Annotated in this window: 13 protein-coding genes; 7 read left to right on the forward strand and 6 right to left on the reverse strand. The window is 40.6% G+C overall.

The features are described from left to right. Positions 1-41 precede the first annotated feature (41 nt). Complete coding sequence (locus WCY03_RS11410) at positions 42-1991, reverse strand: ribonuclease J (RefSeq protein ID WP_345992946.1); 1950 nt, start codon at positions 1989-1991, stop codon at positions 42-44. A 9-nt stretch (positions 1992-2000) separates the two neighbouring features. Next, positions 2001-2774 carry a 16S rRNA (adenine(1518)-N(6)/adenine(1519)-N(6))-dimethyltransferase RsmA gene (rsmA, locus tag WCY03_RS11415; RefSeq protein ID WP_345992947.1) on the reverse strand — a complete coding sequence of 258 codons (774 nt, stop codon included), beginning with the start codon at positions 2772-2774 and terminating at the stop codon, positions 2001-2003. 173 nt (positions 2775-2947) lie between these two features. Here rsmA and hisF point away from each other — a divergent pair, with 173 nt between their 5' ends. The 3 genes from hisF to rlmN are packed head-to-tail and all read left to right on the forward strand — an operon-like array spanning position 2948 to position 5315. Beyond that, entirely contained in the window at positions 2948-3706 is a 759-nt protein-coding gene (gene hisF, locus WCY03_RS11420; protein WP_345992948.1) for an imidazole glycerol phosphate synthase subunit HisF, read from the forward strand. After that, a complete protein-coding gene (locus tag WCY03_RS11425; protein WP_345992949.1) occupies positions 3703-4245 on the forward strand; it encodes a purine-nucleoside phosphorylase in 543 nt (180 codons plus the stop codon). The genes hisF and WCY03_RS11425 overlap by 4 nt, the downstream gene beginning before the upstream one ends. Next, positions 4242-5315 (forward strand): 23S rRNA (adenine(2503)-C(2))-methyltransferase RlmN, encoded by a 1074-nt coding sequence (gene rlmN, locus WCY03_RS11430; protein ID WP_345992950.1) that lies wholly within the window; start codon positions 4242-4244, stop codon positions 5313-5315. Before WCY03_RS11425 ends, rlmN begins: the two co-directional genes overlap by 4 nt. A gap of 652 nt (positions 5316-5967) precedes the next feature. On the opposite strand, the gene WCY03_RS11435 is transcribed toward rlmN, so the two are convergent. Beyond that, positions 5968-6903, reverse strand: a complete 936-nt coding sequence (locus WCY03_RS11435) for an RluA family pseudouridine synthase (RefSeq protein WP_345992951.1) — start codon at positions 6901-6903, stop codon at positions 5968-5970. An 82-nt stretch (positions 6904-6985) separates the two neighbouring features. On the opposite strand from WCY03_RS11435, the gene purB reads away from it, so the two are divergent. From purB to WCY03_RS11450, 3 genes are read left to right on the forward strand one after another with little or no spacing between them, the layout of a single operon-like run. Next, entirely contained in the window at positions 6986-8317 is a 1332-nt protein-coding gene (gene purB, locus WCY03_RS11440; protein WP_345992952.1) for an adenylosuccinate lyase, read from the forward strand. Between the two features lie 34 nt (positions 8318-8351). Then, positions 8352-10718, forward strand: a complete 2367-nt coding sequence (locus WCY03_RS11445) for a ribonucleoside-diphosphate reductase subunit alpha (protein ID WP_345992953.1) — start codon at positions 8352-8354, stop codon at positions 10716-10718. 37 nt (positions 10719-10755) lie between these two features. Continuing rightward, a complete protein-coding gene (locus tag WCY03_RS11450) occupies positions 10756-11091 on the forward strand; it encodes a hypothetical protein (protein ID WP_345992954.1) in 336 nt (111 codons plus the stop codon). Here the strand turns inward: WCY03_RS11450 and WCY03_RS11455 are convergent. Genes WCY03_RS11455 through ruvC form a run of 3 tightly spaced genes read right to left on the reverse strand, consistent with a single transcriptional unit; the run spans position 11083 to position 12625 of the window. Next, the gene (locus tag WCY03_RS11455) at positions 11083-11523 is read right to left on the reverse strand and encodes a low molecular weight protein-tyrosine-phosphatase (protein ID WP_345992955.1); all 441 of its coding nucleotides are present in this window, start codon (positions 11521-11523) and stop codon (positions 11083-11085) included. The two genes, WCY03_RS11450 and WCY03_RS11455, sit on opposite strands and share 9 nt — an antisense overlap. Positions 11524-11536: 13 nt before the next feature. After that, entirely contained in the window at positions 11537-12088 is a 552-nt protein-coding gene (locus WCY03_RS11460; protein ID WP_345992956.1) for a PhnA domain-containing protein, read from the reverse strand. 54 nt (positions 12089-12142) lie between these two features. After that, complete coding sequence (gene ruvC, locus WCY03_RS11465) at positions 12143-12625, reverse strand: crossover junction endodeoxyribonuclease RuvC (RefSeq protein ID WP_345994090.1); 483 nt, start codon at positions 12623-12625, stop codon at positions 12143-12145. Between the two features lie 241 nt (positions 12626-12866). Here ruvC and WCY03_RS11470 point away from each other — a divergent pair, with 241 nt between their 5' ends. Further along, positions 12867-15125 (forward strand): nitrate- and nitrite sensing domain-containing protein, encoded by a 2259-nt coding sequence (locus tag WCY03_RS11470; RefSeq protein WP_345992957.1) that lies wholly within the window; start codon positions 12867-12869, stop codon positions 15123-15125. Positions 15126-15188 lie beyond the last annotated feature (63 nt).

The following is a 15188-nucleotide window of genomic DNA, read 5'->3' on the forward strand; positions in this document are numbered from 1 at the left end:
GGAGCTTACATGTAGAAAAGATCTACATGTAAGAAATGTCGTTACATAATAAATACGGTAGGAACGATCAACGGATACTTTTTCATTTTACGATAAATATGCTTTCTGACAACTTGACGCAAGTCGTTTTCCAAAGCTCTAGGATTTTGGATCAGCCCCTCTTTCATATTGATGAGGAAATGTTCCAAGACATCTTCCATCTCCGCGGCAAAAGCTTTATCCTGCTTATCTGCTACCAGACCGAATGTCGTGACTCTCGGTTTTGCTATCATCTTAGAGTTGCTTTCATTGACTTGAGCGACGATCATTACGATACCCTCTTGAGCCAGTTTTTGACGATCCATAACGATATCGTCTTCGATCTGATGGTTGTTTTGATTGTCGATATATGTTTTTCCGGTTCTAACGGTTTTTGCTTTACGCATAAACTTAGGACCCACTTCGATACAGTCACCGTCGTTCATAAGAAGGATATTGCGCTCCGGAACCCCGCACATGATGGCTGTCTCTTTGTGCTTCATGATATGGTTGTACTCACCGTGAACCGGCAGGAAGAACTTAGGATTCACCAGACGAAGCATAAGCTTTTGCTCCTCCATACTCGCATGTCCGGAAACGTGGATATCTCTGTCCGTTGCCACTTTTGCACCTGCACGCTGAAGATGGTTCAGCATGGTCGAGATAGAACCTTCGTTACCCGGGATCGCACGGGCCGAGAGCACAACAAGGTCGGTAGGCTTTATCTTGATATGTCTGTGTTCGCCTATCGACATTCTAAAGAGTGCACTGCTCGGCTCGCCTTGTGAACCCGTCGTGACGATAAGGATGTCCTTATCGCTCATACGGCTTGCCTCATCCGCATCTACAAAGATGTTTTTAGGCAGTTTTATGTAATCGTACTGCATACACACTTCCAGGTTTCTTTCCATAGAACGGCCGATCACACACACCTTGCGTCCATATTTCATTCCATACTGGATCGCTTGAAATACACGGTGGATATTCGAGCTGAACGTCGACATGATGATGCGTCCCTCAGCTTTGGCGAATATACGATCAAATCCCGGAGCAACCGTCAGTTCACTCGGTGTCGGCGTCGTGTTATAAGAGTTTGTCGAGTCGCTTAACAAACATAAAACACCCTTCTCTCCGTAATATGCAAGGCGGTGAAGATCCGCCGTATAACCGTCGACAGGAGTATGATCTATCTTGAAGTCACCCGTATGGATAATAGTTCCGGCACTTGTAGTGATAGCCAACGATGATGAATCGATGATGGAGTGGGTCATATGCATCCACTCTATATCAAAATCGTTTCCTATTCTGTACACTTTACGTTTTTCGACGGGATTGAAGTATCTTCTGAACTCTTTTAGATGATGTTCGTCGAACTTATTGCCTATCATCGCAAGGGGAAGCGGTGTTCCGTAAATAGGGAACTGCATCTCTTTATACAGATAGGGTACGGCACCGATATGATCTTCGTGGGCATGGGTAATGATCACACCGACAATTTTATTTTTTATCTCTCTGATATATGAGAAATCAGGGACCAAAATATCGACGCCATGCATGTCCTCGTCCGGAAAGCTCATTCCCACATCGATGAGGATCGCTTCTTTCTCTGTTTCAAAAACGGTAATGTTCCCGCCGATCTCGCCGAGTCCGCCAAGCGGAGTTATGCGAATCTTGTCCGTACTGTTCAAGTTTAGTTTATAGTGAGGATTCAAACGCTGTTTGTGAATATCCTGATTTTTGCTTACAAACTCTTTTAAGACCGAGTCTATCGGGGCTGGAGCATTGCGGCGGCGATTACGGCTGTTATTGCTGTTAGCATTATTGCGGGACTGGGAAGAGCTCTGAGAAGCGTTTGCATTGCTTTTAGAACCTCTGCTGCGGTTTTGATTATTTGATCTTCTGTTTTGATTATTGTTTGGTTTTTTTTCTGTTTTCGCAGGTATGCCCTGCGCACCTTCACTGGCTTCACTCATCCAAACTCCTTATATTTTTTTATAGAGTTGGTGATAGTCGGTAGTGTCGAGCTGATGGGGTCGAATGGTCATGGAGAGATTCAGTTCTTCAAAAATCTCCAAAAGTCTTTGTTTGTCGTAGCGTGATGAAAGATTTTTAAGGAGTGTTTTTCTTGGCTGCGAGAAAGCAGTCTTCAACATCTCTTCAAAGGCTTTATCACTTCTGTCTCTCTGCTTTTCTATCAGCATAACGGCAGAATCTACTTTGGGCATAGGATCAAAAGCAGAAGGGGGCACATCGATCACGATGGAAGCAGTTCCCACGCTCTGCGTTATCACACTAAGTCCACTAAAGACTTTATCTCCGGTATGAGCCGCGAATTTAAGCGCGACTTCACGTTGAACCATAACTAAAAGAGACTTACACATGGGATCTGCGAGTGCCTTGAGTATGATGTTTGTAGCTATATAATAGGGCAAATTCGCCACCAGATCATAAGGCTCATCAATAAGCGTGCTCTGCCAAGCTTCTAAAACATCTCCGCAGTTGATACGGAGCCGCTTGGTAGCGATCTCATCTTTAAATGTAACATTAAGTCTCTTGCATAAATCGGTATCGACCTCAAAAGCTTCTACACTTTTGACATTAACTAAAAATTTAGTCAAATCACCTAAGCCAGGTCCAATCTCTACGATCTTTCGATCACTGTTGGGCATCGCTTCGACAATTTTTCTAAGAACGCTCTCATCTTTTAAAAAATTCTGACCAAACTTCTTTTTGGCCTCGACACGTTCACTATTCATAACTGTTATTATACATCAATTTGACTTACAAATAGATAATAATTCACAAATAATGATAAATTTGTGATAAAAATCATAAGTGATACCGTTTTTTATTGTAAATTATAAGTTATATCTGCTCATAAGTATAATATAGATAGAATATCGGACTTACAAAAAAGAGAAAGCTTTCAATGGACTACTTTGCAAAACGTATCATCCCATGCCTTGATGTCAAAGACGGCCGCGTCGTAAAAGGCGTGAACTTCGTCGGTTTGAAAGATGCCGGTGACCCCGTCGAAGTGGCACGCCGTTACAACGAAGAGGGTGCGGACGAACTGACATTTTTAGATATTACAGCCTCCAGCGACAACCGCGATACTATCGTGGATATCGTTGCACAGGTCGCCCGCGAGATATTTATTCCCTTGACCGTAGGCGGCGGGATCAGAAAACTAGACGATATCTATAAACTTCTAAACGTCGGATGCGATAAAGTCAGCGTAAACTCTGCGGCGGTAAAACGTCCGCAGCTCATCGACGAAGGTGCGAAAAGATTCGGTTCGCAATGCATCGTAACTGCGATAGACGTTAAAAAAACGGGGGATAAATACCATGTTTATTTAAACGGCGGACGTATCGACACGGGTATCGACGCCGTAGAATGGGCAAAAGAGGTCGTAGACCGCGGAAGCGGAGAGATACTTCTGACTTCGATGGACACAGACGGCACAAAAGCTGGATTCGAACTTAATATCACTGAACAGATAAGTAAAGCCGTAAATGTCCCCGTAATTGCAAGCGGCGGTGCAGGAACAATGGAACATATAAAAGAAGCATTTCTTCACGGTGCGGACGCTGCACTTGCCGCAAGTATCTTTCACTATAAAGAGATAGACATTATGGAACTCAAACACTATCTTCATAAAAACGGTATACCCGTACGCCTATGATCATCTGCGCCGGAAACAACGAAAATTTTGATTTCGCAACTCCTATGGGAGTAGGGCTGATAGAAACGGCCATGAATATCACCAGACTTTGCCTTTTTGACAAACCGGAATTTCTGCTTTTTGTAGGAACGGCAGGTAGTTACGGAGAAGCAAAGCCATTTGAGATCATAGAGTCAAAAACGGCTGCTAACATAGAGTTAGCTTTTTTAAATAATGATGCCTATACCCCTTTAGACAATGTGATCTCGACTAACACAGCTAACAAAAAAGATATTATTGTCAACTCCTCGAACTATATCAGCACAAATGCAGAACTTGCAAAAAAATTTCTAAAACTCGGCATAGGCATAGAGAACATGGAGTTTTTTTCCGTCTTAAAAGTGGCGCAAGAGTTCAATATTCCTGCGGGTGGAGTTTTTTGCATCACTAACTATACAGACAAAAATGCTCACCGGGAGTTTTTAAAAAACCATGAAAAAGCAAAAGAGCTCTTAAGTCAGCATGTAAAAAAACGGATAAAGGAACTAACAGAAAAATGAATCCTTTAAAACCGTCGCTGCTGGATTTTACCAAAGAGGAGCTGGCACAGAAGATAAAACCGGCTTTTCGCGCAAAACAGATATTTGGCTGGATATACCATAACTATGTCGAGAGTTTTGACGAGATGCAAAACATCCCAAAATCGCTTCGTGAGGAGCTTGCGCAAAACTATGTGATAAACCCTCTAAAAATTGCAAACAAAGAGATCTCTTCAGACGGAACTATAAAATACCTTTTTGAACTTCAAGACGGCAAAACCGTAGAAACCGTATGGCTAAAGATGAAAGAAACGCTTTCTGATGAAGCTGGAAATATCATACAAGAAGCAAAATATACCGTCTGTGTCTCGAGTCAGGTAGGATGTAAAGTTGGATGCAGCTTCTGTCTTACGGCAAAAGGCGGGTTTACAAGAGACTTGACTGCGGGTGAGATCGTCGCACAGGTCCTCGCCGTAAAAAAAGACAATGACCATGCGCACAACAGAAGAGTAAACATAGTCTATATGGGTATGGGCGAACCGCTTGACAATCTCGATAATCTTGCAAAAGCGATACGCATTCTCCAAGACGAAGAGGGGCTTTCTATCTCCGGCAAGCGCCAGACAGTTTCGACAAGCGGTTTAAGCAACAAAATAGACAAACTCGGCGAGATGGATCTGGGCGTCCATATAGCCATATCTCTTCATGCCGTCGACGATGAGTTGCGAACGGAGCTCATACCGATGAACAAAGCTCACAACATCTCTTCTATAATAGAAGCGGTCAAACGCTTTCCGATCGATACAAGAAAAAGAGTCATGTTCGAATACCTCGTTATCAAAAATAAAAACGATGATATAGCATCTGCAAAGAAACTTGTAAAACTGCTCAGCGGCATAAAAGCAAAAGTGAACCTTATCTATTTCAATCCCTATCCGGGAACCGACTATAAACGCCCCGATAAAGAAGATATGATCAAGTTTCAAGAATATCTTGTAAATCATGGGCTGCTATGCACTATACGTGACTCAAAAGGCATAGATATAAGTGCAGCTTGCGGACAACTAAAAGAAAAACAGCTACATCAATAATAAAATATCCTCTAAGTAAATAGTTTTTTGTATATACTTCCTCAATGGTGTTTAAACGCAAAAGGATATATGCATGACAAAAGAAGGGCTGAGTATAGCTGACATCACACAAATAGTGTTTTTAATATTAGTAGTCGGTTTTGGCGTAGGCGGATTTATCTATGCAGCGCTAAAAGAAGATAAGTAGATCCCGCTCGATCAAAAAAGGAAACGGTCAACACTCCAGGGAGACCGTTTATGGTTGTAATATTATCATACTATTCTTATAGAAAACAAAAAAAACTCCGATCTTCCAAGCTAACTTAAAAAAAATTAATTTTATAAAAAATCTTCGTTTTTTTATCAATGTGTGTAAAATTCACACTGTGTTCTAAAATGTGAAAAAACCACCCCCGTAAATAGGGAGTTCTGTGGGTTTACAATATATATAAGGAAGATTTTATATAAATTTATTCTTAAATCTCATAATGTTCCTATAGAACGAAAAGCCCTATTTTAGGAGATTCAAGAGAATTTAAGCATATTAACGGCGACTGTTATTTTTATTACGTGAACTTATTCTGAAAGTTATTCACATAGCTTGTTGCTCTTACGCTCTTTTTTTGTTTCACGTGAAACACAACCCGTCGGCTCTTTTAATAAAAAGATAAATTCATTGTGATCGTTTATCTTGATTTTTGAAAACAGACTCTAAACATTCTTTTACAAAATCAACATTACTTTTGATTTTATATTTTTTCTTTTTATATATAAATGAAAGTTCATCTGCATGCAAAAGTAATCTTGATGCTCCCGTATATTTTAAACGTTCTTCACCCTTTAATTCTCGATCAAGATATTTAGTAGTTACTGCTTCATCTACTCCGTAAAGCGGATCACCCACGATTGAATGTTTCACGTGAAACAAATGTACTCTGATCTGGTGTTGTCTTCCGGTATGCGGATAACATTCTACAAGGGTCATATCCAACTCTTCAAAATAGTTAACCGGCTTAAAGAATGTCTCTGCACTTTTACCTGCCGAATCTACTTTTACTATAGAACGCAAAACACCAGATTTCTCATCTTTATTTACTTTAAGAGGCTCTTGACATATAAGCTCGTTTTCAAACTTGCCGTATACCAATGCAAGATATTTTTTTTGCATATCCCTTTCTTGAAACATCATCTTGATATCTCTTTCGCTCTCTTTGTTTTTGGCACACAAAACCAAACCGCTTGTCTCCATATCTATACGATGTGTTATGTTTGCATCCATTCCGTATTGATACTTTACCTCGTCTATTAAAGAGTAGGGTGTGTAACGATTTTGTGGATGGATCAACATGCCTGTAGGTTTATCAAAAAGTACAAACTCTTCTGTTTCAAATGTCGGCTTTAATCCTTTTGTAACTGGCTCAAAAGTTATGAATTCGATATCGCCCGATATCTCTTCTTTGTCTTTTGTAACAAGATCACCGTTATAGAACAATCTCCCTCTTGCAATAAAACGCTGTGCTTCGCTCTGCGAACAACCGATCTCTCGAATAAGAAAAAGAAAAGCTTTTTGCTTCTTCTCCAACTGAAACTTTTTAATGATAAATGGCAAAATTAATCCCTTTAAAAGTCAATGTTAGATAACATTAATAACTAATAATTTTCGAGATTTTAACATAAATAAGGTTGGATAGATGGTAGAACGTTATGCACGTGAAGAGATGAGTTCAAAATGGACAATGCAGGCAAAATATCAGGCATGGCTGGATGTTGAAAAAGCTGTTGTCAAAGCCTGGGCAAAACTTGGGAAAATTCCTCAAGAAGATGCAGACAAAATAGTTAAAAATGCCGGCTTCGATATAAAAAGAATAGATGAGATAGAAGCAATAACACGACATGACCTTATAGCATTTACTACAAGTGTTTCTGAAACTCTTGGTGATGAAAGCAGATGGTTTCATTACGGAATGACAAGTTCGGATACGGTCGATACAGCAGTGGCACTTCAAATGAAATCATCACTGGAACTGATCATCGAAGATGTAAAGATGTTAATGGCATCCATCAAAAAAAGAGCAATGGAACACAAGATGACTTTAATGGTCGGGCGTTCTCACGGCATCCATGGAGAGCCTATAACATTCGGTCTTGTTCTAGCCGTCTGGTATGATGAGATGGCGCGCCATTTGAAAAATCTCGAAGAGACCTTAGAAGTCATATCCGTAGGCCAGGTCAGCGGAGCGATGGGTAACTTCGCTCACGCACCGTTAGAACTTGAAGAGATAACCTGTGAAGAGCTGGGGTTAAAACCGGCACCTGCTTCCAACCAGGTCATACAGCGTGACAGATATGCACGTCTTGCAACATCGCTGGCGCTTATGGCAAGCTCGATAGAAAAGTTTGCCGTTCAGGTACGTCATTGGCAGCGTACGGAAGTGTATGAGTGTGAAGAATACTTCGCAAAAGGGCAGAAAGGCTCATCGGCAATGCCGCACAAACGCAATCCGATACTAACGGAAAACATAACAGGTTTGGCACGTATGATACGTGCTTACGCTATGCCCGCTATGGAAAACGTTGCGTTATGGCATGAGCGTGATATCTCTCACTCATCTACTGAACGTTTCTGGCTTCCCGATTCATTTATTACATCGGACTTTATGCTGCACCGTATGAACAATGTCATAGCCAACCTAACCGTTTATCCGGAAAACATGATCAAAAATCTAAACCTCACAGGCGGCTTGGTATTTTCTCAACGCGTACTTCTTGAACTTCCTTTAAAAGGTGTATCGCGCGAAGACGCATATAAGATAGTTCAACGCAATGCAATGAAGGTTTGGGAAGAGATTCAGCAAGGAAAACCTACGACTAACGAAGCGGGTGAAAGTCTGTATCTAAACCATCTTTTAGCAGATGAGGAGTTACGTAACTCTTTAAGTGAAGAACAGATAAGAGAATGTTTCAATTATGATTATTATACGAAAAATGTTGATAAAATATTTGCCAGAGTATTCAAAGATTAATAATAAAAATTTATAAACGCAGGATGAATGAATTATGATTACAGTCATTAAGAGAAACGGTCGTCAAGAACCTCTTGATATTACCAAAATACAAAAATATACATCGGCGGCCATAAAGGGTCTGGCCAACGTATCGCAAAGTGAACTCGAAGTAGATGCACAGATACAGTTTCGTGACGGGATCACGTCCGAAGCTATTCAAAAAACACTTATCAAAACAGCCGTAGACAAGATAGATATCGACGCACCTAACTGGACATTTGTCGCGGCGAGGCTTTTCTTGTTTAACCTCTACCATCAAGTAAACGGTTTTACCGGTTACTGTTCGCTTGAAAAATATTTTGAACGCGGAGAGAAAGAGGGGCGCATATTAAAAGGTCTCAAAGATATGTATGATCTTGAAAGACTTGAAAAGCATATAGTTCCCGAACGCGACTTGGAGTTCAATTACCTCGGTATTAAAACCCTATATGACAGATATCTCATAAAAGACAGAAAAGGGGAGCCCATAGAGCTTCCTCAGCATATGTTTATGGCTATAGCTATGTTTTTGGCACAAAACGAAGAGAACAGACATGAATGGGCTGTTAAGTTCTATGATATGATCTCTCAGTTTGAAGTGATGCTGGCAACACCTACGCTTTCAAACGCACGTACGACAAGACATCAGCTGAGTTCATGTTACATCGGTTCCTCACCGGATAATATAGAAGGTATCTTTGACTCTTATAAAGAGATGGCACTTCTTTCTAAATTCGGCGGCGGTATCGGCTGGGATTGGACGCAGGTACGCTCCATGGGTTCATCGATCGACGGACACAAAAATGCAGCGGGAGGAACGGTACCGTTTTTAAAAATAACGAACGATATCGCTATTGCGGTTGACCAGTTGGGAACAAGAAAAGGTGCTATCGCCGTTTATCTCGAGCCTTGGCATATCGATATACATGACTTTTTGGATCTCAAGAAAAACTCCGGTGAAGAGCGCCGTCGTGCGCACGACCTTTTTCCTGCACTATGGATAAACGATCTTTATATGAAGCGTGTAGAGCAAGACGGTATCTGGACTCTTTTTGACCCGTATGATTGTAAAGAACTTACCAACCTGCATGGCGCAGAATTTGAAAAACGTTATCTTGAACTGGAGCAGGACGAATCTATCATCAAAGAACGCGTAAAAGCGAAAGATCTCTGGAAGAAAATCCTTTTGAGCTATTTTGAATCAGGCTCTCCGTTCTTGTGTTTTAAAGACAATGCGAACCGTGCAAATCCTAATAACCATTACGGGATCATCAGAAGTTCGAATCTATGTACCGAAATATTCCAAAACACTGAACCCAACCACTATCTCGTAAAGATAATATTCGAAGATGGAAACTATATTACGTATGAAGAGGATGAGCTTGTAAAAGTTGACAGCGGTATAGAAAAAGAAGCAAAAAAAATAACAGCACTGGATTCTCTGGGCGGACAAAAAATATATATCGTGGAAAAAGAAAAAGTAGACGGTGCGACAGCCGTTTGTAACTTGGCATCTGTCAACCTTTCACGCATCAATACAAAAGAGGATATAGACAGAATCGTTCCTACCGCCATCCGTGCACTTGATAACGTCATAGATCTAAACTTTTACCCGTTGGAAAAAGTAAAACGCACTAACACGAGAAGCCGTTCTATCGGTCTGGGTGTCATGGGCGAAGCGCAGATGCTGGCGGAGCAGGGTATAGAGTGGGGAAGTCAGGAACATTTTGACAAAATAGACGAGATCATGGAATCGGTAAGCTATAACGCTATCTCCGCTTCGTCCGATCTTGCCGTTGAAAAAGGAAAATATCCCGAGTTCGAAGGTTCAAAATGGAGCAACGGGATCATGCCGCACGATCATGCAAATGCAGAGGTAAGAAATCTGGTAGACCGCGGCGGACTTTTTGCACCGGCATACGAATGGGACGAACTGCGCAAAAAAGTAAAAGAGCAGGGTATGAGAAACGGTTACTTGATGGCCGTTGCTCCTACGAGTTCTATTTCGATTCTTACAGGAACCACTCAAGCCATTGAACCTGTATTTAAACGCAAGTGGTTTGAAGAGAACTTGAGCGGACTTATTCCTGTCGTTGTTCCGAAACTTTCACCTGAGACTTGGAGCTATTACACATCGGCATACGAACTTGATCAGCGAATACTCATTAAAGCTGCCGCTATACGTCAAAAATGGATCGACCAAGGCCAAAGCTTAAATATCTTTATAACGCTCGATAAAGCAAGCGCTAAGTACCTTAACGACATCTATATGCTTGCATGGAAAATGGGGCTTAAATCTACATACTATCTACGTTCTCAATCACCTGAAACGGCAAGCGATGTAGAGGACCGTTCTATGGAATGCGTCGGTTGCCAATAAGATGAGGCCGTTAAGCAAAAACGAGATAAAGAGTTTTTTGTCTCGTTTTGAAAGATTTGTCGATTCACAAATAAGATCCATAACCGTTTTGTCGCCTACGGTCATCGAAGTAAGAGTAAGTACTCAAGACAGTGCACTCGGTTTTGACTGGATAGATTTATCTTTGGAACTCTCAAACGTCAGCGAAGCAAATCTGATAGATAACGGTAAACTTGCATACCTTGATATGACAGAAGGGATGAGCATTGTTTTTGAAGATAACAGGTTTGCTTTTTGTTATGGAGATTACAGTTCTATAAGAAGTGCAAAAGACTCTGCGCTGTTTGTTATATGCGACAGCATTAAATATGAAGAGCTGCCTTTTTCAGGTTAACTCTGCAAACATAACGGTAACACAACTCTCTATCATCTCATAGACTCTGTCAAATCCTTCGAATCCGTCAAAGAAATACGGATCGGGAACATCTTCATCGTTATACCCGAATGATCCGAGTTTGTATAGATTTTTTGCACCCAAACGTTTTAGATCGTTGTAGTTACTCTGATCCAAGGCGATAACATACTCAAACTCTTCAAACTCTTTTTTTGTTATCTGTGATGCCTTAAAAGATGAGATGTTGATCCCGTTCTTCCGGGCTACTTTTACCGAATTGGCACACGGTGTCTCTCCCACATGCCAGTTACCTGTTCCTGCAGATGAAACTTTTACAACCAGAGCCTTCTCATCTGCAAGCTTTTTTGCAACACCCTCCGCGATAGGAGAGCGGCAGATATTTCCAAGACAAACAAATATAACAGAGTTCATAACTTCTACGGTTTTACGCTTTTTTCAAAAACTCTGTTTTCAGATAGATCTTCATACCGTTTACACGACCCTCTATATGGCCTTCGACATCCGCAGGAATCGTTATGTTTCTAACAGTTGTTCCGCGCTTTGCCGTAAAGCCCGCACCCTTAACGTCCAAATCTTTTAAGATGACAACGCTGTCTCCCGCTTTTAAAACAACACCGTTAGCATCTTTTACGACCACTTCATTACCGCTGCTCATACCTGCTTCAGCCCAGGCTTTCTCATCATCTTCAAGATAGAGCATATCCAGCAGGTCTTGGCGTCCAAGTGCATTTAAAAGTCTGTACGACATCACTTTAACGGCAGGAACTTCACTCCACATACTGTCGTTTAAACAATTAAAATGTGTTTCGTCCAGTTCACCGTTTTCTATCTGGGCTTTACAAGTAGAACAGATTAAGATCGATTGTTCGCTGCTTCCGTCTGAAGGAGCTACCTCCAAAACGGATAGATTTTCTTCACTTCCACATAGTTCACATCTGTTTGAACTGCGATCTATTAACTCTTGCTCTACGTTCATATTGACACCTTTTATTGATTTTAGATGCAATTTTACTACTTTTGCCATTAAAACTTAATTTTGCGAACCGAGTCTCACCCTTTGCGAATGTGTTATGGCAACGGCAATGGCATCCGTTATATCTAGCGGTTTGATCTCTTTTTTGATGTTTAGGAGTTTTTTTACCATAAATGAAACCTGCTCTTTGTCTGCTTTTGCCTTTCCCGTCAGCGCTTTTTTTATCTGAAGCGGAGTGTATTCGGCAAATGTGCCAAACTCCTGAATAAGCTTTAACATCAACGCTCCGCGAAACTGTGCAAGTTTTATGACGGTTTTGGGATTATGGGCATAGAACATACTTTCTACCGCAACTTCGTCTATCTTGTGCGAAGTGAACAACTGTTCTACCGCTTCTGCCATCTGCGGAATTTGAAACTGCAGATCTTCTGCTTTCATCTTCACAAGTCCGGCTTCTATTAGAGTGATCTTACCTTTTTCCAAAGAGATGATCGCGTATCCCATATTTCTTGTTCCCGGATCGATTCCTAATATATTGATCATTTTTTTCCTATTTTAAATATCGTCAATTGAATATTATATATCTAAAAAAGCTTTATGCGATTAATTATGACAAAAATTACCGTCTAAACAAAATATCACTTTAAAAATTTTCAAAAAAACACTTATATTAACATTTTTTAAGAAATGTGACGATTTATGTTACAATTTTGTCGCGATTTTTTTTACTGAATATGACATGTATACGAAAATATAATTTCTTTATTTGAAAGGATATCGAATGTTAAAGAACATGACCATTAGAAAAAAGCTGGTTTTTTTAAGCGTTATAGTTATTACCGTTATAGGTATATTGTCTGCAAAGATCTTTTACGAAACATGGAACAATTATAAAAATATCAAAGAAGCTTCCTCTTTGCTGAGTCTTTCGGTAAAGATGAGCGCCGTACTGCATGAGCTGCAAAAAGAGCGCGGTGCCAGTGCAGGATATCTGAGTTCCAAAGGAACAAATTTTGTAGAGATCCTTCCTAAGCAATATATCTCCACCGATACCAAGATAAAAGAGTTAAAGAACTATATAGATGCGAATCCCTCGGCATTCACGGCAAAAGTAAACAAAGAAATTGATCTCGCCTCAATAGCTGCAATGAGAAGTTCCGTAAGATCCCAATCCGCTGCGGTAAAAGATGCCGTCAAGTTTTATACGGATATGGACGGCAGGATCATAGACACTATCTCCTATTTTTCCACCATCCCAAAAAACGGTACTTTAAAAATGAGCTTCAACAGCTTTGTGATCTTTATCAGCTCCAAAGAGCGTGCCGGTCTTGAAAGAGCAATCTTAGCCAGCGTTTTTTCAAAAGACAGTTTTTCCAGAGAAGATGCGGCAAAATTCGTTTCTCTCGTATCCCAGCAAAAAGTACTTACAAATCTTTTTATGCGAACGGCAGGCAAACAGACTCAAGAAGAATATAAAAAGATAAGATCCGACAGCTCTTTTGCGGAAGTGGAAAAATATAGAGAGATAGCGATGTCGAAAAACAGCGGTTTCGGTGTCGACTCGACTGCGTGGTTTAAGACCATAACCGGCAAAATAAATAAACTTAAAGAGTTTGAAGATTCACTATCAAGCAGCTCTTTACATATCGCCTCTTCACTCGTATCTTCATCGTTTTTATCCCTTATGATCGTAGCCATCTTTTGTATATTCGTAGTCCTTCTTGTCTTATACCTGACAAGAAATGTATCAAACGCTATATCGGCTTCCATAGACAAGCTCAAGAGGATTATAAAAGATATAACGACTAACGGGGATCTCTCCATCGCCGTCAACGATACAACGGCCGTGAAAGATGAGATGTACGAGATCACACAGCTGCTTTCCATACTGATAGACCTCACTAAGGATCTGACATACAGGATCAATACTTCCGTGAACAAAGCATCCAAAGGAGATTTTAGTTATAACCTAGACGATACCGGATTAAAAGGAGATTTTGCAAAAGCGATCCATAATGTCAAAGACGGTATCAGTGCCATGAAACAGTCACATGAAAAACAGAAATTTATCAATTTTAGCACAAGAGTAAGAGAAATAGGAAATATCGGGCTTGGACTCGGGCTTATTCAAAATGAACTGATAAATCTCATAAGCGAACTCGGAGATATCAAGACTACTACCAAAAACACGGCGGAAATATCCGATGAATCGAAAAACACTGTCGAAGATATTCTAAAAAGACTGCAAAAGCTCGTAGAACAAACAAACGACAGCAATATGTCCATAGGAGAATTAAACGAAAGGATAAACGAAGTCACATCTGTCGTCGACCTGATCAAAGATATTGCCGAACAGACAAATCTGCTGGCTCTCAATGCAGCCATAGAAGCGGCCAGAGCCGGTGAAAACGGCCGCGGGTTCGCCGTCGTCGCCGATGAGGTAAGAAAACTGGCAGAAAGAACGCAAAAAGCGACCGGAGAGATAACCATCTCTATAAACACGATGAAACAAGAATCAAGCATCATCCTGGAAAAATCGGAAACTATGAATACTCTTGCAGATGAAGTCTCCGCTTCTGTTTATAATTTTAATACGGTAATGGACGGCTTGAACATGGACGCAAACTCTATGGCTGATGAAATATACGAAATGGAAAACAAAGCTTTCATAACTCTTGCGAAAATAGACCATATTATATATAAATCCAATGCTTACGATTCTATTGTCGCCGCCGATAAAAACAAATCGTTCGGCTCTCATACAGAGTGCCGTCTCGGAAAATGGTACGAAAGCGACGGTAAAGAACGTTTTGGAGACACCGACGCATATAAACTGGCTTATACGCCGCATAAAACCGTTCATGAAAGCGTACACAAAGCCGTTGCATATTTTGAGGATAAGGATATCAGAATAGAAAATGAAAATCATATATTGGAGTATCTAAGAAACATGGAAAAAAACAGCGACGAGCTCTTTTCTCTGCTTGACGCCATGATGAGCGAACATATAGAGAAAAAGAATTTCCGGGAGATAGAGTAAAAGTTTAATTCACCGATGTGAAAAATCACATTCACATATATTTTGTCTCCTGTTTAATGTACT

Source organism: Sulfurimonas sp. HSL-1716, from assembly GCF_039645975.1.
Classification (GTDB): Bacteria; Campylobacterota; Campylobacteria; order Campylobacterales; family Sulfurimonadaceae; genus Hydrocurvibacter; species Hydrocurvibacter sulfurireducens.

Excerpts from the sequence above, each read along its gene's own strand:
- WCY03_RS11410 (WP_345992946.1), bottom strand. The coding sequence starts at position 1,991 with ATGAGTGAAGCCAGTGAAGGTGCGCAGGGCATACCTGCGAAAACAGAA.
- rsmA (WP_345992947.1), bottom strand. The coding sequence starts at position 2,774 with ATGAATAGTGAACGTGTCGAGGCCAAAAAGAAGTTTGGTCAGAATTTT.
- hisF (WP_345992948.1), top strand. The coding sequence starts at position 2,948 with ATGGACTACTTTGCAAAACGTATCATCCCATGCCTTGATGTCAAAGAC.
- WCY03_RS11425 (WP_345992949.1), top strand. The coding sequence starts at position 3,703 with ATGATCATCTGCGCCGGAAACAACGAAAATTTTGATTTCGCAACTCCT.
- rlmN (WP_345992950.1), top strand. The coding sequence starts at position 4,242 with ATGAATCCTTTAAAACCGTCGCTGCTGGATTTTACCAAAGAGGAGCTG.
- purB (WP_345992952.1), top strand. The coding sequence starts at position 6,986 with ATGGTAGAACGTTATGCACGTGAAGAGATGAGTTCAAAATGGACAATG.
- WCY03_RS11445 (WP_345992953.1), top strand. The coding sequence starts at position 8,352 with ATGATTACAGTCATTAAGAGAAACGGTCGTCAAGAACCTCTTGATATT.
- WCY03_RS11455 (WP_345992955.1), bottom strand. The coding sequence starts at position 11,523 with ATGAACTCTGTTATATTTGTTTGTCTTGGAAATATCTGCCGCTCTCCT.
- WCY03_RS11460 (WP_345992956.1), bottom strand. The coding sequence starts at position 12,088 with ATGAACGTAGAGCAAGAGTTAATAGATCGCAGTTCAAACAGATGTGAA.
- WCY03_RS11470 (WP_345992957.1), top strand. The coding sequence starts at position 12,867 with ATGTTAAAGAACATGACCATTAGAAAAAAGCTGGTTTTTTTAAGCGTT.